This is a genomic window from Kitasatospora sp. NPDC059747 (genome assembly GCF_042732955.1).
Lineage (GTDB): Bacteria > Actinomycetota > Actinomycetes > Streptomycetales > Streptomycetaceae > Kitasatospora.
Window position 1 is genome coordinate 20,396 of sequence record NZ_JBHWGV010000039.1, and the last position, 24,320, is coordinate 44,715.

Sequence of the window (24,320 nt, forward strand, 5' to 3'; positions counted from 1 at the left end):
AGGCGCCAGAGCCGCCGCCCACCGCCCACCCCCCCCGCCCCCCGGCCCTCATGGCCCTCGGATCAGCCGGAGCGTTCCGCCCCGCCCGACGAACCCGCGCCCACCAGCTCCGAGTCCTGGCGCGGCACCGGTACGGCGGCCGACGGCGCTCCCGGTGCGGCCGGCTCCAGCGACTGCGGCGGCCAGCGCCGGTTCACCGCCTTGGTCAGCTTGCGGCCCAGGTTCTGGAACGGCATCTCCACCAGCCGGTACACCACCCAGCAGACCACCAGCAGCACGGCGACGTACCCGGCCACCCACGACCACCGCTCGGCGAACGGCATCGCGGCCAGCTTGACGTAGTAGTGGTTGCTGTCCCAGCCGAGCCGCCACAGCAGGAACTTCTTCACCGGCCAGTGCAGCAGGTAGACCGAGAAGCTCACCGCGCCCAGCCAGGTCAGCACGCGCGGCAGCCGCCGGTTGCGCAGCAGGAAGAAGAGCCCGAACGACGCCCAGGCCGCCAGGTAGGCGTTGGTCCACGCCGGCCAGGTGAAGGTCGAGGTCGCGCGCGCCATCGCGTCCCGGTTGTACATCCACCCGACCATGGCGCCCGCCACCACCACGAAACCGACGGACAGCCAGGCCTCGATGCGCTCGATCTGCCCGTGCTGCGCCCGGTAGATCACCGTGCCGGCGAACATCGTCGCGAGGATGGTGAAGCTCTCGTACGCGGGGTCCCGGCCGTTGGTGAACACCAGCAGCAGGCCGAGCCCGCCCAGCAGCAGACCGCCGACCCGGGCCAGCGGCGCGTTGCCGCTGAGCATGCAGAGCACGCCCATGACCACGACGACCACGGTGGCGGCGACGAGGTTGTTGGTCTCCGTGAGGGTGTGGTTCAGGCTGTACGACGGGATCCAGACGCCCAGGACGAGCGCGATCGCCCCCGCCGCGACCGCGATCGGCGTGCTGCGCCGGTGCCAGCCCACCGTGAAGAGGCTGCTGACGAAGAAGTAGAAGAGCATCTCGTACGCGAGCGTCCACGAGATGCCGAGCGCGTTCACGACGCCCAGCATGTCCGACAGCAGCAGGCCGTTGGCCGCCAGCCAGAGCTTGTGGTACGGGACGCCGTCGTAGCTGACGACCTGGTAGCTGAGCGGCAGGACGAACTCGGCGAAGAGCACGGTCACGATCAGCGCCGGGTAGATCCGGAAGACCCGGCCGATCCAGAAGGCCCGGACGTCACCGCGGCGTTCCAGTGAGGCCGGGATGATGTACCCGCTGACGATGAAGAACGCGATGACCCCGTAGAAGCCCAGGTCGAAGTGGGCGGCGATGACATCGCCCTTCGGGATCAGCCTGAAGATCTCGAAGTGGTGGGCCGCCACGGCCAGCGCCGCGATGCCCCGCAGGGCGTCCAGCCAGCCGAGTCTGCTCGCCGGCGCGGCGGCACGGTCGGCACGGCGCTCCTTGTGTGCCCCCCACCGAGGCAGCGATCTGATAATCGTCACGCGCTGGAGGGTAGCCCATTCGAACACAACCCTTTCACGATTCCTTGATCACCCCGGGTCGGAGGCCGTGCCAGGGGGGTGCCGGGCCCGGAGCGGGCCGGATCCGGTCGACCGGCGAGGCCTTCGGGACGACGCGCCCCGGCCGCAGCGCGAGGGCGACCAGCAGGCCGCGCAACGCGCCGGGGTCAGTCCCGGGTCATGTCCACGAAGCGCGAGTAGTGGCCCTGGAAGGCGACGGTGATCGTGGCCGTCGGGCCGTTACGGTGCTTGGCGACGATCAGGTCGGCCTCGCCCGCGCGCGGGGACTCCTTCTCGTAGGCGTCCTCGCGGTGCAGCAGGATGACCATGTCGGCGTCCTGCTCGATCGAGCCGGACTCTCGCAGGTCGGAGACCATCGGCCGCTTGTCGGTGCGCTGTTCGGGACCACGGTTCAGCTGGGACAGCGCGATCACCGGCACCTCCAGCTCCTTGGCCAGCAGCTTCAGGTTTCGCGACATGTCCGAGACCTCCTGCTGGCGGTTCTCGGCCCGGCGGGAGCCGCCGGACTGCATCAGCTGGAGGTAGTCGATGACGATCAGCTTGATGTCGTTGCGCTGCTTGAGCCGGCGGCACTTGGCCCGGATCTCCATCATCGACAGGTTCGGCGAGTCGTCGATGAACAGCGGCGCCTCGCTGACGTCCGGCATGCGGCGGGCGACCCGCGTCCAGTCGTCGTCCGTCATGTTCCCGGAGCGCATGTGGTGCAGCGCCACCCGGGCCTCGGCGGAGAGCAGGCGCATCGCGATCTCGTTGCGCCCCATTTCGAGCGAGAAGATGACGCTCGGCAGCTTGTTGTGGATCGAGCACGCCCGGGCGAAGTCCAGGGCGAGCGTGGACTTACCCATGGCGGGACGGGCCGCGATGACGATCATCTGGCCCGGGTGCAGGCCGTTGGTGAGCTGGTCGAAGTCGGCGAAGCCGGTCGGTACGCCGGACATCTGGCCGTTGCGCGAGCCGATGGCCTCGATCTCGTCGAGGGCGCCCTCCATGATGTCGGCGAGCGGGGCGTAGTCCTCGTTGGTGCGCTGCTCGGTGACGGCGTAGATCTCCGCCTGTGCCGCGTTGACGATCTCGTCGACGTCGCCCTCGGCCGCGTAGCCCATGCCCGCGATCCGGGTGCCGGCCTCGACCAGCCGGCGCAGCACCCCGCGCTCGGCGACGATCTGGGCGTAGTACTCGGCGTTCGCCGCGGTCGGGACGGAGTTGACCAGGGTGTGCAGGTAGGAGGCGCCGCCGACGCGCTGGAGCTCGCCGCGCTTGGTGAGCTCGCCGGCCACGGTGATCGGGTCGGCCGGCTCGCCGCGGGCGTAGAGGTCGAGGATCGCGCCGTGGATCATCTCGTGCGCGGGCCGGTAGTAGTCGGCCGGCTTGAGCACCTCGACGACGTCGGCGATCGCGTCCTTGGACAGCAGCATGCCGCCGAGGACGGACTGCTCGGCCGCTAGGTCCTGCGGGGGGACGCGCTCGAAGCCTTCGGCGCCGCCCTGGCCCCCGTCGTCCCGGCGGTCGCCCTTGCCGTTCTGGAAGCCCTTCTGGAACCCCCCACCCTTCTGGGAGCCCTTCTGGAAACCCCCGCCCCCGCCCTTCTGGAAGCCGTCGCCCTGGCCCCCGCCGCGACCCCGCGAGACCGGGAGCCGGTCGCCGGGCCCTTCCGGGAACGGCGCGTCGTCGAACGCACCGGCCGGGAAGGGGTCCTCGGCGTTCTGCCAGTCGTCCTCCGGCGGCGGGGCGTCGTGGTCGTCGTACTGGGGGCCGGTCACGCGTGTTCCCCGATCAGCGAGTGGTGCGAGTTGGAGCGGAGCCGCTCCTCTTTGTACGCCACGGGGCCGACAAAACGGACGCCGGGGCGGGTGGGAGTGTCGGGCGGAGAGCCCACGCTAAGGGGCCGGACGCCCTTCAGCCAACACGGTTATCCACAGGGGGTGTGGACGAGCGGCCCTGGGCTGTGGAGAACTGCCGCAAAGCTGTGGACGCCCCTGTGGAAGGTCCTGTGGATAACCGGACCATCGGCCCCACGTCAACTCTCTGACCTGGAGTTACCTCTTCCGGGGTCTGTGCATGAGAAATTCTTCACACACCACCGGACGGCTGTGGGCGCGGAGCCCGCCGGGCTCGCCACTCGCCAGTTCGAGTAATGGACAACAGGCACTAGCAGCCATTACCTGTGGATGAGTAACCTGGAGCGCATGACCGCCGCCACCACCGGACCCTCCAGACGCCGGCACGACCGCGAGATCCTCGCCCTCGCCGTCCCCGCCTTCGGCGCGCTCGTCGCCGAGCCGCTCTTCCTGATGGCCGACTCGGCGATCGTCGGCCACCTCGGCACCCCCCAGCTGGCCGGCGTCGGCGTCGCCGCGGCCGCACTCTCCACCGCCACCGGCGTCTTCGTCTTCCTCGCCTACGCCACGACCGCCGCCGTGGCGCGCCGGATCGGCGCCGGGGACCGCCGGGCCGCCGTCCAGCAGGGCGTCGACGGCATCTGGCTCGCCCTGGGCCTGTCCGTCGCGGTGGTCGCGCTCACCCTCCTGCTGGCCCCCTGGGCCGCGGACGTCCTCGGCGCCTCCGACACGGCCGCGCCCTACGCCGTGACCTACCTGCGGATCAGCTCCCTCGGCATCCCCGCGATGCTCATGGTGATGGCCGCCACCGGCGTGCTGCGCGGCCTCCAGGACACCCGCACTCCGCTCGTGGTCGCCGTCGCGGGCTTCACCGCCAACATCGGCCTGAACGTCGGCCTGGTCTACGGAGCCGGGCTCGGCGTGGCCGGCTCGGCCTGGGGCACGGTGCTGGCGCAGACCGGGATGGCCGCCGTGTACGTGGTCGTGGTGGTCCGCGGCGCCCGCCGGGAGCGGGCCTCGCTGCGGCCGGACCTCACGGGCATCCGGGCGAGCGCCAGGGCCGGCGGTCCGCTGCTGGTGCGGACGGTGAGCCTGCGGGCCGTGCTGATGATCGCCACCGCGGTGGCCGCCCGGCTCGGCGACACCCAGGTCGCCGCGCACCAGATCGCCATGACGCTGTTCAGCTTCCTGGCCTTCGCGCTGGACGCGATCGCGATCGCCGGCCAGGCGATCATCGGCCGCTACCTGGGCGCGGCGGACGTCCCGGGGGCGAAGGCGGCCACCCGGCGGATGGTCGAGTGGGGCATCGGGTCCGGCGTCGTGCTGGGCCTGCTGGTCGTCGTGGCCCGCCCGCTGTACGTCCCGCTGTTCACGCCCGATCCGGCCGTGCGGGCGCAGCTGGGCACCGCGCTGCTGCTGCTCGCGCTCACCCAGCCGCTGAGCGGCCTGGTGTTCGTGCTGGACGGGGTCCTGATGGGCGCCGGGGACGGCCCGTACCTGGCGTGGGCGATGCTCGCGACCCTGGCCGTGTTCGCGCCGGCGGCCCTCGCGGTCCCGGCGACGGGCACCGGGCTGGCCGGGCTGTGGTGGGCGATGAACCTGTTCATGCTGGTCCGCGCCGGGTTCATGGTCCGGCGCGCCCGCGGCGGCAGGTGGCTGGTCACCGGAGCGGTCCGGGGCTGAACCCCGGCCCGGGAAAGCGCCGAGGGCCGGACTCCGCGGAGGAGTCCGGCCCTCGGGCCACTGCTATGCGGTTCAGGCAGCCACGACGGCGACGTCGAGGTTGGCCACGACGTCCGAGTGCAGCTTGACCGAGACCTTGTGGGTGCCCACGGTCTTGATCGGCGAGGCGATCGCGACGGCGCGCTTGTCCACGGCCGGGCCGCCGGCGGCCTTGATGGCCTCGACGACGTCGGACTGGGTCACCGAGCCGAACAGACGGCCGGCGTCGCCCGAGCGGACGGCCAGCTTGACCTGGACGCCCTCGAGCTTGCCCTTGACCTCGTTGGCGGCCTCGAGCGTCTGGATGGCGTGGATCTTGCGGGCGCGACGGATCGCGTCGACGTCCTTCTGGCCACCCTTGGTCCAGCGGATGGCGAAGCCGCGCGGGACCAGGAAGTTGCGGGCGTAGCCGTCCTTGACCTCGACGACCTCGCCGGCGGAGCCGAGACCCGGCACCTCGTGCGTGAGGATGATCTTCATTACTTGGTCACCCTCTCTTAGCGCGCGGTGCTGGTGTAGGGCAGCAGCGCCATCTCACGGCTGTTCTTCACGGCCGTGGCGACGTCACGCTGGTGCTGGGTGCAGTTGCCGGTGACCCGGCGGGCACGGATCTTGCCGCGGTCGGAGATGAACTTCCGCAGCAGGTTCGTGTCCTTGTAGTCAACGTAGTTGACCTTGTCCTTGCAGAAGACGCAAACCTTCTTCTTCGGCTTGCGAGCAGGCGGCTTCGCCATTGTGTGCTCCATTTGGGGTTCACGACCCGGCGGGCGTCCGGGGACGCCGGCGGCCGGGCCGCACGAAATCTGTCAGCTCTTTAGAACGGGGGCTCTTCCGAGAAGCCGCCACCGGACGGGGCACCCCAGCCGCCGCCCTGCTGGCCGCCGGACGGGGCGCTGGAAGCCCACGGGTCGTCGGAGGGGCCGGACTGGCCGCCGGAGTTTCCACCCCAGCCGCCGCCCTGCTGGCCGCCACCGCCGCCCCAGTTGCCACCGCCGCCGCCCTGGCCGCCCTGGCCGCCCTGCTGGCCGCCGAAGCCGCCACCGGGGCCGCCGGGGCCACCGGAACGGTTGGCCCGGGTGACCTTGGCAGTCGCCGAGCGCAGGCTCGGGCCGACCTCGTCGACCTCGACCTCGAAGACCGTCCGCTTCTCGCCTTCCTTGGTCTCGTAAGACCGCTGGCGCAGTCGGCCCTGCACGATGACGCGCATGCCGCGCTGCAGCGACTCGGCCACGTTCTCCGCCGGCTGCCGCCAGACGTTGCACGTGAGGAAGAGGCTCTCGCCGTCCTTCCACTCGTTCGTCTGACGGTCGAAGGTGCGGGGGGTGGACGCGATGCGGAACTTCGCGACCGCCGCACCCGACGGGGTGAAGCGCAGCTCGGGGTCGTCGACGAGATTGCCGACGAGGGTGATGACGGTCTCGCCTGCCATGGTGGTGATGACCTCTCGGGAAGATGTCCGTTCACCGCTGTTTCACGTGAAACAGCGGTCGCGAGCTACCCGAGACCCGAAGGCCTCAGAGGTGGCTCAGTGGGTGTCCGGGCGCAGGACCTTGGTCCGCAGAACCGACTCGCTCAGGCCCATCTGGCGGTCGAGCTCCTTGACGACCTCAGGCGTGGCCTTCAGGTCGATGACCGAGTAGATGCCCTCGGACTGCTTGTTGATCTCGTAAGCCAGACGGCGACGACCCCAGGTGTCGACCTTCTCCACCTTGCCGCCGGCGTTGCGGACGACGGTGAGGAAGTTCTCGATCAGGGGGGAGACAGCGCGCTCCTCGACCGAGGGGTCGAGGATGACCATCACCTCGTAGTGACGCATGGGTAACCCACCTCCTTTGGACTCAACGGCCACGGTCTCTCCGTGGCAGGAGGGTTGTGCAGCGTCGGCACCGGAGCGTGTGACGACACCGGCCCACCGTAGCGGCCGGGTCCGACAGTCGGGCCCCGCTCACCCGATCGGGCGGCCGCCCGCAAGAGGGCGCAAGGGGGCACAACTACACCAGTGCAGACGGCACAGCCTACCCGCACCCGTACGGCCGAACAAAACGCATAGGGGTTGTGAGACCAGTCCAACCGCCGCAATCTGGACGGAACGGGATTCCTGCCCGTTCGTCTCCACGCCAGGAGGTGGGACACATGGCACAGTCCGTCCACCGCATGCCCGCCCTCACCCTCAACACCGACGGCCACCCGCACCCCCGGGAGAACGCCCTGGTGGCGCTGACCGCGCTGCTGGGCGTCGTCTCCTTCACCACGTCGTTCTTCTACAACCTGCACCTGCTGACCTCGTGGACGGGCCTGTTCGGCATCGTCGCGGGGCTCTGGGGCATGTTCGTCTCGGTCACCACCGCCGAGCGCTTCGTCCTGATGATCACGCTCGGCGCCTCCGCCGTCGGCTTCTACCTCGGCATCGCCCGGGGCGGCCTCTGGGGCTGATCCCGGGCCTCCGGGACCGCTTCCGGCCCGCTCGACAGGAACCCTCGGCGCCCCCGTCGCGTATCTGCAGGAGACAGGTACGCACGGGGGCGCCGTCACGCCCGCGCCCACGGGCGCCGGTACCACCGGACGATAGGGTCACCCCGAGAACCCGGGGCCACCACAGCCCGACCGACGAGGAGCACCGAGCATGAGCCTGCGCCTGAGGACGATCACCCGCGAGGAGCACCTCGCCTTCATCAGGAGCCGTGCCTCGGCCAGCCACATGCAGGTCCCGTCCTGGGGCGACGTGAAGGCCGAGTGGCGCTCGGAGTCGATCGGCTGGTTCGACGAGGGCAACCAGCTCGTCGGCGCCGGCCTGGTGCTCTACCGGCAGCTGCCCAAGGTCAAGCGCTACCTGGCCTACCTGCCCGAGGGCCCGGTCATCGACTGGTTCGACCGCGACCTCGACCGCTGGCTCTCCCCGATGCTCGCCCACCTCAAGGCGCAGGGCGCGTTCTCGGTGAAGATGGGCCCGCCGATCGTCATCCGCCGCTGGAACGCCCCCACCATCAAGGAGGCCATCGCCGGCAAGCAGGCCAAGCGCCTGCGCGACGTCGAGGCCGACTGGTACGAGGCGCGCGCCTTCGAGGTGGCCGACCGGCTGCGCAAGGCCGGCTGGCTGCAGGGCGAGGACGGCGGCGCCGGCTTCGGCGACGTCCAGCCGCGCTACGTCTTCCAGGTGCCGCTGGCCAACCGCTCGCTGGACGACATCCACAAGAACTTCAACCAGCTCTGGCGCCGCAACATCAAGAAGGCCGAGAAGAGCGGCGTCGAGGTGTACCAGGGCGGCTACGACGAGCTGCCGATCTTCCACCAGCTCTACCTGGTGACGGCCGAGCGCGACAAGTTCACCCCGCGCCCGCTCTCCTACTTCCAGCGCATGTGGAAGGCCCTCACCGCCGAGGACCAGAACCGGATGCGCCTCTACATCGCCTACCACGAGGGCGAACCGCTGGCCGCGACCACGATGCTCGTGGTCGGCGAGCACGTCTGGTACTCCTACGGCGCCTCGGCCAACCACAAGCGCGAGGTCAAGCCGTCCAACGCCATCCAGTGGCGGATGATGCGCGACTCCTACGCGCTGGGCGGCGGCGTGTACGACCTGCGCGGCATCAGCGACACCCTGGACGAGAACGACCACCTGTTCGGCCTGATCCAGTTCAAGGTCGGCACCGGCGGGCAGGCGGCCGAGTACCTCGGCGAGTGGGACTTCCCGCTCAACAAGCTGCTGCACAAGGCCCTCGACCTCTACATGTCCCGCCGCTGAGGAGGCTGACCCGATGACGCTGTCGCTCTACCTCGAAACCGAACGCTGGCGCACCCACCAGCGCTCCGTCCTCGCCGAGTTCCCCGGCCTGGTGCCGGTCGCCAAGGGAAACGGCTACGGCCTGGGCAACCACCGGCTGGCCGAGGAGGCGACGCTGCTGGGCACCGGGGTGCTAGCCGTCGGCACCGCCTACGAGGCGGCCGACGCCGCCGAGTGGTACGGCGGCGAGCTGCTGGTGCTCACCCCCTACCGGATCGGCGAGGAGGTGCTCCCGCTGCCGCACGCCCGGGTGATCCGGACGGTGGCGAGCGTGGACGCGCTGCGCGCGCTGCACGGCGCCCGGGTGGTCGTGGAGTGCATGACCACCATGCGCCGGCACGGCGTGAGCGCGGCCGACCTGCCGGCGGTGGCCGCCGAGCTGGAGGGCGTCTCCTTCGAGGGCCTCGCGCTGCACCTGCCGATGGACCGGCCGGACGGCTCCAGCCCGGTCGAGGAGGTCGCGTACTGGGTGGACACCGCCCGGGCGGCCGGGATCCCGGTGGACACCGTGTTCGTGAGCCACCTCGGCTCGGCCGGCATGGACCAGCTGGCCCAGCGCTACCCGGGCACCGTCTTCCGCGCCCGGATCGGCACCCGGCTCTGGCTGGGCGACCACGGCGCGCTGGAGGTCCGGGCGACGGTCCTGGACGTCACCCCGGTGAAGAAGGGCGACCGCTACGGCTACCGCCAGCACCCGGCGCCCTCCGACGGCCACATCGTCGTGGTCGCCGGCGGCACCGCGCACGGCATCGGCCTGGAGGCCCCCAAGTACGTGGCGAGCATGGGCGCGCGGGCCAAGGGCATCGCGCGGGCCGGCCTGGCGACCGTCAACAAGACCAAGTCGCCGTTCCACTGGGCCGGCAAGCAGCTCTGGTTCGCCGAGCCGCCGCACATGCAGGTCTCGCTGCTGTTCCTGGACGGCGAGACCAAGGCGCCGGTGATCGGCGACGAGCTCGGCCTGCAGGTCCGGCACACCACGACGCACTTCGACCGCGTCGTGGACCGCTGAGGCCCTCCCGCCGGGGCCTCCCGCGGAGGCCCCTCTCCCGCTAGCCCTTCTCGGCCGGCTCCGGCAGTTCCGGCTCGTCCAGCCACTGCCCGGGGCCGGCCGGCGCGTACTCCGCGTAGCTCTCGTCCTCGCGCAGGCGGCGGGCGGCCCCGATCACGACCGCGTCGGGGGCCCGGTCGAGCACCCCGCCGGACGGGTCGTCACTGCCGTCCCAGCGCACCGGGTCGCGGTCCGGCAGCAGGACGTCGCGGACCACCAGGGCGACCAGGTAGAGCGTGCCCAGCAGGTGCAGCACGATCGCGAAGTGGTACCAGGCCTCGCCGATGCCGTGCTGCTTGGTCCCGGTGACGAAGCCCAGGTGGGACCAGATGCCCAGGGTGTACAGCACCTCGCAGGCCTGCCAGACCAGGAAGTCCCGCCAGCGCGGCCGGGCCAGCACCGCGAGCGGCAGCAGCCAGAGCGAGTACTGCGGCGAGTAGACCTTGTTGACCACGATGAACAGGGCGACGACCAGGAACGCCAGCTGCGCGAAGCGCGGGCGGCGGGGCGCCGAGAGGCCCAGCCACGCTATGGCCGCGCAGCCCAGCACCATGAGCGCCGCGATGTAGGAGTTGAGGTACTCCAGCCCGGTCCCGCGGTTCTGCATGACGATCAGCCAGAACGAGCCGTAGTCCTCGGCGCGGTGGTTGCTGAAGACGTAGAAGGTCGACCAGCCCTGCCAGTTGGCGATCATGATCGGCAGGTTGACCAGCAGCCAGGCGCCGAGCGCGCCGCCCAGCGCCGCGCGGAACTCGCGCCACTTGCCGGCCCGCCAGCACAGCACCAGCAGCGGGCCGAGGAGCAGCAGTGGGTAGAGCTTGGCGGCGGTGGCGAGGCCGATGAACACGCCGGCCCAGAGCGGCCGGGAGCCCGCCCACCAGGCCATCGCGACGGCGGCCAGCGCGACCGCGAGCAGGTCCCAGTTGACGGTGCCGTTGAGCAGCAGGACGGGCGCGAGCGCGAACAGCAGCGCGTCCCACGGGCGGCGCCGGTGGGTGCGCGAGAGCGCCACCGCGGCGACCACCGCGCAGGCCATCAGCAGGCCGGCGTTGATCGCCCAGAACCACTGCTCCTGGTCCTGCTGGGTGCCGCCGCCCGGCGTCAGCCAGGCCGCGATCTGCATGAACAGGCCGGTCAGCACCGGGTACTCCAGGTACTGGAGGTCCCCCGAGGAGCCCGGAATGCGGTCGACGTACGGGTGCAGCCCGGCGGCGAAGCCGCGTCCGGCGAACAGGTGCGGGATGTCGCTGTAGCAGGCGTGGATGTACTGCGGCGAGCCCGCCTGGAACCACGCGTGGCTGTAGCAGGGCGCCTTCTGCACCATGCCGAGCACCGAGATGACGATGACGGCGAGCGCCAGGACGCGCACCGGGACCCACCACGAGACGCCCAGCAGCGCCCGGCGGCCGGGCGGGCCGCCGAAGAACTCGCTGCCGGCCGCGGCCACCGGGTCCTCGTCGGCCGGGACCACCACCGTGTTGGCCGGCGGCCCGGCGGCGGCGACGGGCGCCGGGGCAGGCCCGACGGCGTCGCTGGGCCCGGTCAGGCCGGCGGATTCGTCAGGTGCGCTCGACGTCATGCCGGACATCCTGCCGCACCGGCCCCGCCGGGACGAGGAGGCCCCCGCGGAGGGGCCGTCCGGGCCGTGGCGAATCATGACGAAACGGCGGTGGGGGGCCCGCCGGGGGGGCCCCCCCCCCCCGGCGCCCCCCGCGCGCCCCCCCCCCGCCCCCCCCGCGCGGGGGCGCCCCCGGCCGCGCCCCCCCGGGGGGGGGGGGGCCGGGGCGGGGGATAATCTGTACTACCGGGGGGTGGGGCCCCTGGGTGCCGCCCCCCCCCCGCCGTTTCACCGCTGTCCGGCCGACGCCGGCTAACCGCCCTGGGTGCCGCCCGCGGACGAGCCCGACGGGGTGGGCTTGCCCGGCTTGGTCGGCGGCGGGGTGCTGTCCGTCGGCGTCGACGAGGGCTGCTGCGTCGGGCACAGGCCCAGCAGACAGGTGCTCGAAGGACCGGGGTGGGTCTTGGGCGGCTGGCTCGGCTGCGGGCCGGGGCAGTCGACGCCCGGGACGCAGCCGCCGCCCTGGGTGGGCTGCGGGGGCTGCGGCTGGCCGCCGTTCGACGGGGGCTGGTTGCCGGTCGGCGGCTGGGTGGCCGGCGCCGACGGGGTGTCGGTCATGGTCGGCGTGGGCGTGGCGGTCGGCGAGACCGGGGCGCCCGAGGAGTCGACCTCGCTGCCGATCGCGGTCGGCGCCGGGAAGTCCAGCTTCTTCTCGTTCGCCAGCGCGACCTTCATGTACCGGGTGAAGATGTCGGTCGGGATGTCACCACCGTGGATCGACTCCTTGCCGCCGGTGCCGTTGAGCGAGAGCCGCACGTGGTTGTTCGGGTCCTCGCGCCACATCGCGACGCTGGTGACCAGCTGCGGGGTGTAGCCGACCCACCAGGCCGACTTGTTCTGGTCGGTGGTACCGGTCTTGCCCGCGACCGGGCGGCCCAGGTCCTTGCTCTTCGTACCGGTACCGTTCTTCGCCACGTTGACCAGCACGTCGGTGACGTTGTCGGCGACGGGCGCCTCCAGCGCCTGCTTGAGCTGGGGCTTGGTGAAGCCGGTCCGCTCCACGCCGTTCACCTCGACCTTGGTGACCGAGTAGGGCTCGGCCTCCTTGCCGCTGGCGGCGAGCGTCCCGTAGGCGGTGGCCATCCGGATCGGGCTGATGGTCGAGGTGCCGAGCGGGAAGGTCGGGGTCTTCGGGTCGGCCAGGCTCTCCTTCTTGATGCCCATCTGCACGGCCATGTCGGCCACGTTCTGGCCGCCGACGTCCTGGTTCAGCTGGACGAACGGCACGTTGTACGAGAACTGCATGGCCTGCCGCAGCGAGACGTAGCCGTGCTTGCTGGAGTCCTCGTTCTTCTGCCGGTAGGGCTTGCCGTCGTCGCCGATCACCAGCGAGCCGTCCGGCTTGCGGATCTCGGACAGGTCGTCGGCGAGGTAGCGGCTGTCGGCGTTGATCCGCTTCGGCTTGCCGCTGTCGTCCTTCGCGGTCTGGACGCCGACCTGCATCGCGGTGGACAGCACGAAGGGCTTGAAGGTCGAGCCGACCTGGACGCCGGTGGCCTCGGCGTTGTTGTCGAAGTGGCCGTTCTCCACGCCGTCGCCGCCGTAGAGCGCGGCGATCGCGCCGTCACCGGGCCGGATGCTGGCGGAGCCGAACTGGATGAACTTGTCGTTGTCGGGACGCTTCTGCGGGTCGAGCGTCGCGGCCTTGACGTCGTCGACGGCCTTCTTCAGGGCGTCGACCTTGTCCTTCTCGAACGTCGTGTAGATCTTCAGGCCACCCTTGTCGATCACCTGCTGGGTGATCGAGGGGTCCTTGCTGGTGACGTACCGGTTGGCGGTGTCGACCAGGTAGCTGATCTCGCCGTTCATGTTCGAGGAGGTCTTGCGCGGGAGCGGGTCCGGGAAGGCCGTGCACTTGGCACGTTCCTCCGGGGTGACGGCCTTGATCTTCACCATGTTGTCGAGGATCCACGACCACCGCCCCTCGGCCCGTTCCTTGTTGGCCGGGACGGTGGGGTCGTAGTACGCCGCGCCCTTGAGCAGGCCCGCCAGCATGGCGCTCTGGCAGAGGTTGAGGTCCTTGGCGTCCACTCCGTAGTACGCCTGGGCGGCGGCCTGGGCACCGTTCGCGCCGCGGCCGAACCAGCTGGTGTTCAGGTAGCCGGTGAGGATCTCGTCCTTCCCGATCTGCTGGTTGAGCTTCAGCGTGATGAAGAACTCCTTCAGCTTGCGGCTGAGGGTCTGCTCCTGGCTCAGGTAGGCGTTCTTCACGTACTGCTGGGTGATCGTCGAGGCGCCCTGGGTCTCGCCGCCCTTCGCCATGTTGTAGACGGCGCGGAGCATGCCCTTCGGGTCGATGCCGCTGTCGTTGCGGAAGTCCTGGTTCTCCGCGGCGATGACGGCGTTCTGCAGGGTGGGACTGATGTCCTTGAGCTCGACGATCTGACGGTTCGTCTCGCCCTTGCGCACCATCTCCGAGCCGTCGGCCCAGTAGTAGATGGTGTTCTGGTCCTTCACCAGGTCGTTCAGCTTCGGGACCTCGGTGGTCTGGTACAGGTAGAACACCAGGCCCACGAAGCAGCCGAAGACGAGCAGGAAGCCGCTCAGCCACTGCTTCCAGGACGGCAGCCAGCGCCGGACGCCGGTCTTGCCGAACCGCGGGTAGTCGATGAACCGCTTCTTGCCGGGTCCGGCCGCCGCGGCGGCGGCCGCGGCAGCGGCGCCCCGGCCGCCCTTGCCCTTCTTCTGGCCGGCCTTGCGCATCTCCGCCCTGGTCATCCGAGGCTGCTGAGCGGTGTCCCGGACGCCCGGGGGGCGGCGCCGGCCCAGCCCCTGCGAGCTCAGTTCGTCCGGCCCTGGCCCGCCCCGGCGGGCTCCGTCACCCGGGGGCCGTTGGCCCTCGTCACCCGGGCCCGGCGTCCTCCGCCGTCGTTCGCTCATGTTCCAGCCACTCCTCGCCAGGCGGTTCCAGCCTGAAGGCAGGGTTCACGTTCGATGCCCGCCAACCGCCCTAACCCCGGAGGTGGTCCTCGTGCACACGCGACAGCGTACGCAGACCTGAAATGCACCTAATCGGGCATCAGTCGCCAAATACCGCAAAAGGGCAACAGATCATTACACGGCCGTTGCCAACCATCCCCGCGCGTCGGCTTGTGATCACATTCACGCGTGCCCCCCTTGCCCGTTCGGAGGGCCAGGTTTACTGTTCTCGATATATCGAGCCGATACATCGAAGCGGCATACCGCCGGAGACGGCGGCCGGACACCGGTCGAGGGGAAGGAGGACGACGGCATGGGCAGGCGCTCAGGAGTGCTGGAGTTCGCCGTCCTCGGCCTGCTCCACGACGCCCCGATGCACGGCTACGAGCTGCGCAAGCGGCTCAACATCCTGCTCGGAACCTTCCGGGCCCTCTCCTACGGAACGCTCTACCCCTGCCTGAAGAGCCTGGTCGCCCAGGGTTTCCTGGTCGAGGACAACCCGGACGTCGAGTACGTCCCGGCCACGGCGCTCAACGGCAAGCGGTCCAAGACCGTCTACCGGCTCTCCCCCGAGGGCAAGCAGCGCTTCGAGGAGCTGCTCGCCGACTCCGGCCCCGACGCCTGGGAGGACGAGCACTTCGGCGTCCACTTCGCGTTCTTCGGCCAGACCGACCGGGCCGTGCGGATGCGCGTCCTGGAGGGCCGCCGCAGCCGGCTGGAGGAGCGCCTGGAGCGGATGCGCAACTCGCTGGCCCGGGCCCGCGAGCGGTTCGACGACTACACCATCGAGCTGCAGCGGCACGGACTGGAGTCGGTGGAGCGCGAGGTCCGGTGGCTCAACGAGCTGATCGAGACCGAGCGGGCCAACCGCACCGGCCGGACCGGGCCCGCCACCGGCGGCAGCCCCGCCGCCGGACACCCCAAGACTTCGGACGGCCGTGGCCAGGAGACCGGGTCCCCCGACCCGTCCGGGCCACCGTACGACCGCCCGGGGCGCTCCGCCCAGGAGCGCTGAGCCCGCGTCAGCCGCGCGGCAGGAGTGGGCGCCTCGCGCCCGTACAAGCAGTCATTCGAAGAAGCAGGACGAGTGCCGCCGACCCCGGCGGCCCTCATGAGATCACAGGGAGCAACCGGAATGGGTTCGGTTCGCGTAGCCATCGTGGGCGTGGGCAACTGCGCCGCGTCGCTGGTGCAGGGTGTCGAGTACTACAAGGACGCCGACCCGGCCGGCAAGGTCCCCGGGCTGATGCACGTCCAGTTCGGCGACTACCACGTCCGTGACGTGGAGTTCGTCGCCGCGTTCGACGTCGACGCCAAGAAGGTCGGCTTCGACCTGGCCGACGCCATCGGCAGCAGCGAGAACAACACCATCAAGATCTGCGACGTGCCGCCGACCGGCGTCACCGTGCAGCGCGGCCACACCCTCGACGGCCTGGGCAAGTACTACCGGGAGACCATCGAGGAGTCCGACGAGGCCCCGGTCGACGTCGTCCAGGTCCTCAAGGACCAGCAGGTCGACGTCCTGGTCTGCTACCTGCCCGTCGGTTCCGAGCAGGCGGCGAAGTTCTACGCCCAGTGCGCCATCGACGCCAAGGTCGCCTTCGTGAACGCCCTGCCGGTGTTCATCGCGGGCACCAAGGAGTGGGCGGACAAGTTCACCGAGGCCGGCGTGCCGATCGTCGGTGACGACATCAAGTCCCAGGTCGGCGCCACCATCACGCACCGCGTGATGGCGAAGCTGTTCGAGGACCGCGGTGTCATCCTCGAGCGCACCATGCAGCTGAACGTCGGCGGCAACATGGACTTCAAGAACATGCTGGAGCGCGAGCGCCTGGAGTCGAAGAAGATCTCCAAGACCCAGGCCGTCACCTCGCAGATCCGCGACCGCGAGCTGGGCGCCAAGAACGTCCACATCGGTCCCTCGGACTACGTGGCCTGGCTGGACGACCGCAAGTGGGCGTACGTCCGCCTCGAGGGCCGCGCGTTCGGCGACGTCCCGCTGAACCTGGAGTACAAGCTCGAGGTCTGGGACTCCCCGAACTCCGCCGGTGTCATCATCGACGCCGTCCGCGCCGCCAAGATCGCCAAGGACCGCGGCATCGGCGGCCCGATCCTGTCCGCCTCCTCGTACTTCATGAAGTCGCCGCCGGTGCAGTACTTCGACGACGAGGCCAAGGAGAACGTCGAGAAGTTCATCCGCGGCGAGGTCGAGCGCTGAGCGCAGCGAAGTTCGCGACTGTCGAGCACTGAGCGCTGAGCGCAGCGAGGTTCGCGACTGTCGAGCACTGAGCGCTGAGCACCGGGTGCTGAGCACTGACGGTTCATAACCGCTCGTAGCTCCTCGGAAGGGCCCACGATCTCGGGATCGTGGGCCCTTCACCTTTTCCCGGCGAATGTTTCACGTGAAACGGCGACCGGTTCCGTGGCACCCTGGGCGGGTGGCGATCACCGAGAACGGCAGCACCCACCAGTCCGCGCAGCGCGCCACGCTCCTCCAGCTGCTCCGGGGCCGGGACTTCCGCAGACTGCTGACCGCCCGGGTGCTCTCCCAGCTCTCGGACGGCGTCTTCCAGGTCTCGCTGGCCGCCTACGTCGTGTTCTCCCCGGAGAAGCAGTCCTCCCCCGCCGACATCGCCTCGGTGCTGGCCGTGATGCTGCTGCCGTTCTCGGTGATCGGCCCGTTCGCCGGCGTCCTGCTGGACCGCTGGCGCCGCCGCCAGGTGCTCTACGTCGGCAACCTGGCCCGCTTCGGGCTCGGCCTGGTGACCGGGGCACTGCTCCTGGCCGAGGCGCCGACCTGGCTCTTCTTCGCCTCGGCCCTGCTGGTCACGGCGCTCAACCGATTCATCCTGGCGGGCCTCTCCGCGGCCCTGCCCCGGGTGGTGCGGCAGGACCAGCTGGTCACCGCCAACGCGCTCTCCCCCACCCTCGGCACCGTCGCGGCCGCCCTCGGCGGGGGCATCGGCTTCCTCCTGCACCAGGTGATGACGCCCGGGCCGAAGGCCGACGCCGCGCTCGTCACGGTGGCCGCACTGCTCTACCTGTCGGCCGCGCTGGCCGCCCGCCGGATGGACCGCGACCTGCTCGGCCCCGAGCGCCACGCCGGGCGCCCGGCGCTCGGCCAGGCCCTCCTCCGGGCCGCGGTCGAGCTCGGCGCCGCCGTCCGCCACCTGGTGCGCGACTGCCGGCCCGCCGTGCACGCACTGGCCGCCGTCACCGCGGCCCGGTTCTGCTACGGCGTGCTGATCGTCGTCGTGGTGATGCTCGCCCGGTACACCTTCAACGACCCGGCGGACAGCGCGGCCGGGCTGGTCACCCTCGGCCAGGCGGTCGGCCTGTCCGCCGCCGGGTTCTTCATCGCGGCGGTGGTCAGCCCGTGGTGCTCCCGCCGGCTCGGCCTGGCCGGCTGGATGACGGCCTGCCTGGTCGCGCCGGTGGTGTTCGTCCCGGCGCTCGGGCTGAGCTTCTCGCTGGTGCCGTGCCTGGTGGCCGCGCTGCTGCTCGGGGTCGTCACCCAGGGCACCAAGATCTGCGCGGACACCGTGGTCCAGGAGTCCGTCGAGGACGACTACCGCGGCCGGGTGTTCGCCATCTACGACGTGCTGTTCAACGTCGCCTTCGTGGCCGCCGCGGTCGTCACCGCGCTGGTACTGCCGCTGTCCGGGCGGTCGGTCGTGGTGGTCGTCGGGGTGGCCGCGGTGTACGCGCTGTCGGCGCTGCTGTACTTCCGCGCGGCCCGGCGGCACGAGCCGCTGCCCGGTGACCAGGCCTCCTGAGGTTCCGCGGGGGCTCGAAACCGGGGGCGTCGGAGAGGGTCGCTAAGGTACGTCAGACCTGTCGGAGCGACAGCACTCGGTCACGGGGGACTACCTGATGAGCACACCGCCCGGCCCCTACGGGCCTCCACCCCAGTACGGGCCGCCCCCGCCGGCCGCGCAGTACGGTCCGCCGCCGGGGTACGGGGCGCAGCCGTACGGTCCGCCGCCCCCGCAGGTGCCCGCCCAGCCCGGCCCGCCGGGGTACGGGCCGCCGCCGCCCTCGTACGGGGCTCAGCAGCAGCCGTACGGCGGGCCCCCGCAGCCGGCGCAGCCGTACCCGCCCGCCGGGCCGTACGGCTACCCGCAGCCCGCCCCGGCCGCCGGTGCGCCGGGCGGCAAGCGCACCACCCGCTCGAAGCTGAAGGCCGTCGGCGTTCTGATCGCCGCCGCCGTGGTGGGCGGCGGCTACCTCTTCAGCGGTCCGAGCGTCAGCAGTGCCAAGCCGGGCGACTGCGTCCGGGTGAGCGGCACCCGCGACGTCGAGATCGTCAAGTGCACCGACAGCAAGGCGAATTACCGAGTCCTGTCGAAGTTCGAGGACACCACCGACACCAACCGCTGCCGGCAGACGCCGCAGTCCACCAGCGCCGTCTCCGGCAAGAGCGGCCGCCGCTGGAACAAGAAGCGCTACGTGCTCTGCCTCGGCCCGCTGAAGCCCGCCGGCACCGCACCGGTCGGCGCCTCCTGACCTCCGGCCGGAGTTCCCGTCCGGCCCGTCCGACTTGTCCGTCACCGTTTCCCCGGGGGACCCCTTGTCCGTTCCGCCTCCCCAGATGCCCTACGGCGCCCCGCCGCCGAACGACGCCAACCCGTACGCCGGCGGCAACCCGTACGGCCAGCCCGTCCCGCCCCCGCCGCCGATGAACTACGGCTACCCGCCCGCCGCGCCCACGCCCGACCCGTCGGCGTACGGCTACGGCTACCCGGGCGGCGCCGTCCCGCAGGGCCCGGTCTGCCGCTTCTGCGGCGGCTTCCCCGCCGTGGAGGCCACCGTCCGCGGCCACCAGGGCATCATCGTGATCATGCGGTTCCTGAAGCTGCGGGGGCCGTTCTGCCGCGTCTGCGGCGATGCCACCGTGCGCGACATGTCCGCGAAGACCCTGGTCCAGGGCTGGTGGAGCTACCTCGGCGCGCCGATGACGATCATCACGCTGCTGCTGAACCTGGGCCCGCACAACAAGCTCAAGCAGCTGCCGCCGCCCGCCCCCGGCACCCACGGTCCGCAGCTCGACCCGGGCGTCCCGCTGTCCAAGCGCCCGCACGTGTTCATGCTGCTGCTCCCGGTCGGCTGGATCATCACGGTGATCGCGCTGATCGCCGCGGGCGCGTTCGCCCCCAAGAACGACCCGTACGTGCCCCACCCGATCGTCATGCCCACCGTGTCGGTGCCGCCGATGCCGAGCTTCAGCATGCCGCCGATCCCCGCGCCGACCTTCTCGCTGCCGCCGGACACCTCCGGCAAGCCGCAGGCCCCGGTCCCGGCACCGGCGAGCATCGACTCCGCCAAGGCCGGCGACTGCCTGCGCAACGAGAACGGCACCGGGGCGACGTACGATCCGACCCCCCGGATCACCATGCTGCCGTGCACCGACCAGCGCGCCCAGTACAAGGTGCTCTGGAAGTACCTGGCGACCTCGGACGAGAAGGTCTGCGCGGCCCAGCCGAAGTCCGACAGCAACTACGTCCGCACGAGCACCGGGATGCCGGCGCTGAGCTACGTCCTGTGCCTGCAGTCGATCCACACCTGACCGGGCACGCGCGGAGGGCGGCCACCGCCTCGTCGTGCTCCATCGGGCCGTGCTCCAGCCGCAGTTCGAGCATGTGCTGGTAAGCCTTGCCGACCTGCGGGCCCGGCCGCAGGCCGAGCAGCTCCATGATCTGGTTGCCGTCGAGCGCCGGGCGGATGGCGTCCAGCTCCTCCCGGGCCTTCAGCTCGCCGATCCGCTGCTCCAGGCCGTCGTAGGTGCGCGACAGCGTCGCCGCCTTCTTGCGGTTGCGGGTGGTGCAGTCGGAGCGGGTCAGCTTGTGCAGGCGCTCCAGCAGCGGCCCGGCGTCGGCGACGTAGCGGCGCACCGCGGAGTCGGTCCACTCGCCGCCGCCGTAGCCGTGGAAGCGCAGGTGCAGCTCGACCAGGCGCGAGACGTCCTCGGTGAGCTCCTTGGAGTACTTGAGATCGCGCATCCGCTTGCGGGTCATCTTGGCGCCGACCACCTCGTGGTGGTGGAAGGAGACCCGGCCGTCCGACTCGAAGCGGCGGGTGCGCGGCTTGCCGATGTCGTGCAGCAGCGCGGCCAGCCGCAGGGTCAGGTCGGGGCCGTCCTGCTCCAGGTCGACGGCCTGCTCCAGGACGGTCAGCGAGTGCTCGTAGACGTCCTTGTGCCGGTGGTGCTCGTCGCGCTCCAGGCGCAGCGCGGGCAGCTCGGGCAGGACGTGCCCGGCCAGGCCGGTGTCGACCAGCAGGCGCAGGCCCTTCACCGGGTGGGCGGCCAGCAGCAGCTTGTTGAGCTCGGCCTGGACCCGCTCGGCCGAGACGATGGTGATCCGCTCGGCCATCGCCGTCATCGCGGCGACGACCTCGGGGGCCGGGTCGAAGTCCAGCTGGGCGGCGAAGCGGGCGGCGCGCATCATCCGCAGCGGGTCGTCGGAGAAGGACTCCTCGGGGGTGGCGGGGGTGCGCAGCACCCGGGCCTCCAGGTCGTCCAGGCCGTGGTGCGGGTCGACGAAGCCGCGCCCGGGCAGGTCGACGGCCATCGCGTTGACGGTGAAGTCGCGGCGGACCAGGTCCTGCTCGATGGTGTCGCCGTAGGTGACCTCGGGCTTGCGCGAGGTGCGGTCGTAGGCCTCGGACCGGTAGGTGGTGATCTCGATCAGGAACGAGCCCTGCGGGGTGTCCTTGCGGGCGCCGACCGTGCCGAAGGCGATGCCGACGTCCCAGACCGCGTCCGCCCAGCCCTTGACGAGCTTGAGGACCTGCTGGGGGCGGGCGTCGGTGGTGAAGTCCAGGTCGTTGCCGAGCCGGCCCAGGAGCGCGTCCCGCACGGAGCCGCCGACCAGCGCCAGCCGGTGCCCGGCCGCCTGGAAGCGGCGGGCGATCTCGTCGGCGACCGGCGACACCCGCAGCAGCTCTTGGAGGCCCAGGGTCTGGGCCTCGCTCAGGCCTGGTACGGCCTGGGTGGCGGTGCTGGAAGGATGGGTGAGGGCGGTGGGCTCATTGGCAGTGGACACGGCTCACAAGGGTACGTGCCCGCGCAGGTCAACCGCCCGCGCGTTTTCGGCGTCTCACCCCAAGACCCGCAACACCGCACCCGGTGCCGCATCGTTACCATGCCGGTGAACGAGTTCTCGGGCACCGGACAGGGGATTGCGGTGCCGCGTGCCACCACGGCCGGCCGGGCGACCGGAGGCCGCACTCTTCACGGCCGTCCCACCCGGCTGCTTCGCACGGCTGATCCTCTCGGCCCGCGGCGGCGGTCGCGGCACCGAGCGGCGAACAGCGTCAAGCGAACACCGACAGCAGCAGCGAGCGAGAACGGCGAGGGCGAAACGAGTGAGTGAGCCGGCACGGCACTCGGGCCTGGGGGCGTACGGACGGCCTGGACGGCCCGGGGACCCCGCCGACGGGCGGCGCCCCGGCCGCCGCACGGCCCGGCGGCTCGCGGCCGCCCTGGGAGCCGCGCTGGCGGTGGTCGCGGCCGCCCCGGCCGGCGCACTGCCGGCCGGCGGCAACGCGCCGGCCACGGACGGGTCGGTCTCGGCCGAGTCCCCGGTGATCATGACGATCGACACGGTGGCCCCGCAGGTGGCCAGCCCGAACGGCACGGTGACGATCACCGGGCACGTGACCAACGGCGGCAAGTCGGTCCTCAAGGGCGCCCACGCGGCCGTCCGCAAGCCGTCGCTGGGCAAGCCGCTGCAGCGGCGCAGCGAGCTGCAGAACGTGGTCGCCCGCACCGCCCCGCTCGGCGCGGACGGCATAGAGCTGGACAGCCCGCAGTACGCGCTGCCCGAGCTCGCCCCCGGCCAGAGCCAGGCCTACACCCTCGGTGTCGCGGTCAACGACCTCTCGCTGAACGGCGACGGCGTCTACGAGCTCGCGGTGGACGCCTGGGGCTCGACCGCGGACAACCAGCACGAGCGGGCGCTGGGCATCGCCCGCACCTTCCTGACGTACAGCTCGAACGCCGACGCCCAGCCGACCAGGGTCGCCACGGTCTGGCCGCTGGTGCACGGGCCGGAGCTGGCCGCGCAGACCGTCGCCGAGGGCGAGCAGACGCTCTCGGTGCTGCGCGACGACAGCCTGGCGACCGAGTTCGCCCCGGGCGGCCGGCTGTACGAGCTGGTGGACACCGGCTCGAAGCTGACCGGCCTGACCTGGACGATCGACCCGGACCTGCTGGACACCGCGTTCGCGATGACCAAGGGGTACAAGGTCCAGAAGCCGGGCACCGAGAAGAACGGCAAGCCGGCCAAGGACGACAACGTCGTCAACGGCACCGGGCAGGCGGCCGCGACGGCCTGGCTGGACAAGCTGCGGGCCGCCGTCGCCAAGCCCGGCAACCAGGTCGTGGCGCTGCCGTACGCCGACCCGGACGTCGCCTCGATCGCCCACAACGGCGCCGACCTGGGCGGCATGGGCACCGCCCTGAACAAGGCCGCCACCGCGGGCCGGCTGACCGTCGAGGGCCGGCTGTCCGTGGACACCCGCTCCGACGTCGCCTGGCCCTACCAGGGCTACCTGGACCAGCAGATCGCCGGCGTCGCCAAGCAGGCGGGCAGCGACCTGCTGCTGGTGAACGGCGCGAGCATGCCGGAGCCGGACGCGCTCAACCACACGCCGACCGCGGTGCGCCCGGTCGGCAACGGGCAGAACGCCGTCGTGGCGGACGAGACCGTCTCCGCCCTGTTCGACGGCGACCTGAGCACTCCGCAGGCGCAGACCCTGGCGACCCAGCGCTTCCTCGCCGAGACCTACGCGATCACCCACGAGCAGCCGCAGAACCAGCGCGGCCTGCTGGTCCTGCCGCCGCGCGACCTGACCGTGAGCACCGCCAAGGTGCTGGCGGGCGCCCTCCAGACGGCGGCGGGCGGCAAGTGGGTCGAGCCGGTCAAGCTGGACACCGTGGCGCAGGCCGCGCCCGACCCCGGCGCCGCCACCGCCGTCCCGGCCGCCGCCGACTACCCGGCCAAGGCCCGCGCCACCGAGCTGTCGGCCACCGACCTCAGCAACACCGACAGCGTCCAGTACGACCTCGACACCCTGATGCAGGTGCTCACCCTGCCGCAGCGCGTGCGCGGCCCGTTCAGCGCGGCCATGGTCCGTTCGCTGTCCACCGAGTGGCGCTCCGACGCGCCCGGGGGAGACGCGTACCGCGAAGGCGTGAAGAAGTACCTCGGCGAGCTGACCGGCGCGGTGCAGGTGCCCAAGAAGACGGTCGTCACGCTCGCCGGGAACACCGGCCAGCTCCAGGTCAGCGTCCGCAACGACCTCACCCAGACGGTCACCAACCTGAGCCTGCACCTCGTCTCGCACCAGCAGAACCGGCTGTGGGTCGCCCCGCAGGAGGACCTGGTCATCCCGGCCGCGCAGGGCGTCACCGTGCGGTTCCAGGCCCAGGCCCGCAACAACGGCCCGGTCCAGATGACCGCCCAGCTCTTCACCACCGGGCCCAACCCGCGCCCGTACGGCCAGGCGCAGAACTTCCAGGTGGAGGTCACCTCGGTGACCAACGGCGTGCTGTACGTCTTCGCGGGCGGGGTGCTGCTGCTCCTGCTGGCCGCCCTGCGGTTCTTCCGCCAGCGCAAGCGGCGGGCCGGGCAGCCGCACGAGGACGGCGACCAGCCGATCGGCGACGCCGGGACGGCCGGTCCGGGCGGGGAGCCCGAGGACACCGACGACGCGGACGACGCCGGCGACGCGGACCACGGGGGCCCCGGGGACCACGCCGTCGAGGACGGCCCCGCCGGTGACGATCCCGCGCAGACACCGCGCGGCAGCAGCGCCGATGGCCGGGATCGGACCTCCAGTGATGAGAAGGTTGGTCCTTGATACC

Annotated in this window: 18 protein-coding genes; 9 read left to right on the forward strand and 9 right to left on the reverse strand. The window is 71.4% G+C overall.

What is annotated here, in order from left to right; genetic code table 11:
• Positions 1-62: 62 nt before the first annotated feature.
• Both ACFV4G_RS18930 and dnaB read right to left on the reverse strand, forming a co-directional pair.
• The gene (locus tag ACFV4G_RS18930; RefSeq protein ID WP_380441694.1) at positions 63-1,487 is read right to left on the reverse strand and encodes an acyltransferase family protein; all 1,425 of its coding nucleotides are present in this window, start codon (positions 1,485-1,487) and stop codon (positions 63-65) included.
• A 185-nt stretch (positions 1,488-1,672) separates the two neighbouring features.
• Positions 1,673-3,286 carry a replicative DNA helicase gene (gene dnaB, locus ACFV4G_RS18935; protein ID WP_380441696.1) on the reverse strand — a complete coding sequence of 538 codons (1,614 nt, stop codon included), beginning with the start codon at positions 3,284-3,286 and terminating at the stop codon, positions 1,673-1,675.
• A gap of 426 nt (positions 3,287-3,712) precedes the next feature.
• Between dnaB and ACFV4G_RS18940 the strand changes: the two genes are divergently transcribed.
• The gene (locus tag ACFV4G_RS18940; RefSeq protein WP_380441699.1) at positions 3,713-5,047 is read left to right on the forward strand and encodes an MATE family efflux transporter; all 1,335 of its coding nucleotides are present in this window, start codon (positions 3,713-3,715) and stop codon (positions 5,045-5,047) included.
• A gap of 72 nt (positions 5,048-5,119) precedes the next feature.
• On the opposite strand, the gene rplI is transcribed toward ACFV4G_RS18940, so the two are convergent.
• From rplI to rpsF, 4 genes are all read right to left on the reverse strand, one after another.
• Complete coding sequence (gene rplI, locus ACFV4G_RS18945; RefSeq protein WP_363647663.1) at positions 5,120-5,566, reverse strand: 50S ribosomal protein L9; 447 nt, start codon at positions 5,564-5,566, stop codon at positions 5,120-5,122.
• 17 nt (positions 5,567-5,583) lie between these two features.
• The gene (gene rpsR, locus ACFV4G_RS18950; RefSeq protein ID WP_030304537.1) at positions 5,584-5,820 is read right to left on the reverse strand and encodes a 30S ribosomal protein S18; all 237 of its coding nucleotides are present in this window, start codon (positions 5,818-5,820) and stop codon (positions 5,584-5,586) included.
• A gap of 80 nt (positions 5,821-5,900) precedes the next feature.
• The gene (locus ACFV4G_RS18955; protein WP_380441701.1) at positions 5,901-6,515 is read right to left on the reverse strand and encodes a single-stranded DNA-binding protein; all 615 of its coding nucleotides are present in this window, start codon (positions 6,513-6,515) and stop codon (positions 5,901-5,903) included.
• A gap of 96 nt (positions 6,516-6,611) precedes the next feature.
• The gene (gene rpsF / locus ACFV4G_RS18960; protein WP_063348486.1) at positions 6,612-6,902 is read right to left on the reverse strand and encodes a 30S ribosomal protein S6; all 291 of its coding nucleotides are present in this window, start codon (positions 6,900-6,902) and stop codon (positions 6,612-6,614) included.
• Positions 6,903-7,219: 317 nt separating this feature from the next.
• Here rpsF and ACFV4G_RS18965 point away from each other — a divergent pair, with 317 nt between their 5' ends.
• The 3 genes from ACFV4G_RS18965 (at position 7,220) to ACFV4G_RS18975 (ending at position 9,876) form a co-directional block, all read left to right on the forward strand.
• A complete protein-coding gene (locus ACFV4G_RS18965) occupies positions 7,220-7,519 on the forward strand; it encodes a hypothetical protein (RefSeq protein ID WP_380441703.1) in 300 nt (99 codons plus the stop codon).
• Between the two features lie 190 nt (positions 7,520-7,709).
• Positions 7,710-8,828 (forward strand): lipid II:glycine glycyltransferase FemX, encoded by a 1,119-nt coding sequence (locus ACFV4G_RS18970; protein ID WP_380441705.1) that lies wholly within the window; start codon positions 7,710-7,712, stop codon positions 8,826-8,828.
• Positions 8,829-8,841: 13 nt separating this feature from the next.
• A complete protein-coding gene (locus tag ACFV4G_RS18975; protein ID WP_380441707.1) occupies positions 8,842-9,876 on the forward strand; it encodes an alanine racemase in 1,035 nt (344 codons plus the stop codon).
• Positions 9,877-9,916: 40 nt separating this feature from the next.
• On the opposite strand, the gene ACFV4G_RS18980 is transcribed toward ACFV4G_RS18975, so the two are convergent.
• Positions 9,917-11,494 carry a glycosyltransferase family 87 protein gene (locus ACFV4G_RS18980; RefSeq protein ID WP_380441709.1) on the reverse strand — a complete coding sequence of 526 codons (1,578 nt, stop codon included), beginning with the start codon at positions 11,492-11,494 and terminating at the stop codon, positions 9,917-9,919.
• Between the two features lie 291 nt (positions 11,495-11,785).
• Entirely contained in the window at positions 11,786-14,251 is a 2,466-nt protein-coding gene (locus tag ACFV4G_RS18985; protein ID WP_380441711.1) for a transglycosylase domain-containing protein, read from the reverse strand.
• Between the two features lie 514 nt (positions 14,252-14,765).
• On the opposite strand from ACFV4G_RS18985, the gene ACFV4G_RS18990 reads away from it, so the two are divergent.
• From ACFV4G_RS18990 to ACFV4G_RS19005, 4 genes are all read left to right on the forward strand, one after another.
• Positions 14,766-15,467 carry a PadR family transcriptional regulator gene (locus ACFV4G_RS18990; protein WP_380441713.1) on the forward strand — a complete coding sequence of 234 codons (702 nt, stop codon included), beginning with the start codon at positions 14,766-14,768 and terminating at the stop codon, positions 15,465-15,467.
• Between the two features lie 120 nt (positions 15,468-15,587).
• Positions 15,588-16,670: an inositol-3-phosphate synthase gene (locus ACFV4G_RS18995; RefSeq protein WP_360227589.1), complete on the forward strand. Its 1,083-nt coding sequence runs from the start codon at positions 15,588-15,590 to the stop codon at positions 16,668-16,670.
• Positions 16,671-16,890: 220 nt separating this feature from the next.
• Complete coding sequence (locus ACFV4G_RS19000) at positions 16,891-18,228, forward strand: MFS transporter (protein WP_380441715.1); 1,338 nt, start codon at positions 16,891-16,893, stop codon at positions 18,226-18,228.
• Between the two features lie 97 nt (positions 18,229-18,325).
• The gene (locus tag ACFV4G_RS19005) at positions 18,326-18,958 is read left to right on the forward strand and encodes a hypothetical protein (RefSeq protein WP_380441717.1); all 633 of its coding nucleotides are present in this window, start codon (positions 18,326-18,328) and stop codon (positions 18,956-18,958) included.
• 881 nt (positions 18,959-19,839) lie between these two features.
• Here ACFV4G_RS19005 and ACFV4G_RS19010 read toward each other — a convergent pair.
• Positions 19,840-21,426, reverse strand: coding sequence for a CCA tRNA nucleotidyltransferase (locus tag ACFV4G_RS19010; RefSeq protein WP_380441757.1), 1,587 nt, complete (start codon positions 21,424-21,426; stop codon positions 19,840-19,842).
• Positions 21,427-21,817: 391 nt separating this feature from the next.
• Here ACFV4G_RS19010 and ACFV4G_RS19015 point away from each other — a divergent pair, with 391 nt between their 5' ends.
• Positions 21,818-24,316 (forward strand): DUF6049 family protein, encoded by a 2,499-nt coding sequence (locus tag ACFV4G_RS19015; RefSeq protein ID WP_380441719.1) that lies wholly within the window; start codon positions 21,818-21,820, stop codon positions 24,314-24,316.
• The last annotated feature ends 4 nt before the right edge of the window (positions 24,317-24,320 follow it).

What these genes read in the sequence shown, in the direction of transcription:
- ACFV4G_RS18955 (WP_380441701.1), bottom strand. Translation starts at nt 6,515, where the DNA reads ATGGCAGGCGAGACCGTCATCACCCTCGTCGGCAATCTCGTCGACGAC.
- ACFV4G_RS18985 (WP_380441711.1), bottom strand. Translation starts at nt 14,251, where the DNA reads ATGACCAGGGCGGAGATGCGCAAGGCCGGCCAGAAGAAGGGCAAGGGC.
- ACFV4G_RS18990 (WP_380441713.1), top strand. Translation starts at nt 14,766, where the DNA reads ATGGGCAGGCGCTCAGGAGTGCTGGAGTTCGCCGTCCTCGGCCTGCTC.
- ACFV4G_RS18980 (WP_380441709.1), bottom strand. Translation starts at nt 11,494, where the DNA reads ATGACGTCGAGCGCACCTGACGAATCCGCCGGCCTGACCGGGCCCAGC.
- ACFV4G_RS18975 (WP_380441707.1), top strand. Translation starts at nt 8,842, where the DNA reads ATGACGCTGTCGCTCTACCTCGAAACCGAACGCTGGCGCACCCACCAG.
- rpsF (WP_063348486.1), bottom strand. Translation starts at nt 6,902, where the DNA reads ATGCGTCACTACGAGGTGATGGTCATCCTCGACCCCTCGGTCGAGGAG.
- rpsR (WP_030304537.1), bottom strand. Translation starts at nt 5,820, where the DNA reads ATGGCGAAGCCGCCTGCTCGCAAGCCGAAGAAGAAGGTTTGCGTCTTC.
- ACFV4G_RS18940 (WP_380441699.1), top strand. Translation starts at nt 3,713, where the DNA reads ATGACCGCCGCCACCACCGGACCCTCCAGACGCCGGCACGACCGCGAG.
- ACFV4G_RS18970 (WP_380441705.1), top strand. Translation starts at nt 7,710, where the DNA reads ATGAGCCTGCGCCTGAGGACGATCACCCGCGAGGAGCACCTCGCCTTC.
- ACFV4G_RS19005 (WP_380441717.1), top strand. Translation starts at nt 18,326, where the DNA reads ATGAGCACACCGCCCGGCCCCTACGGGCCTCCACCCCAGTACGGGCCG.
- rplI (WP_363647663.1), bottom strand. Translation starts at nt 5,566, where the DNA reads ATGAAGATCATCCTCACGCACGAGGTGCCGGGTCTCGGCTCCGCCGGC.
- ACFV4G_RS18965 (WP_380441703.1), top strand. Translation starts at nt 7,220, where the DNA reads ATGGCACAGTCCGTCCACCGCATGCCCGCCCTCACCCTCAACACCGAC.
- ACFV4G_RS18995 (WP_360227589.1), top strand. Translation starts at nt 15,588, where the DNA reads ATGGGTTCGGTTCGCGTAGCCATCGTGGGCGTGGGCAACTGCGCCGCG.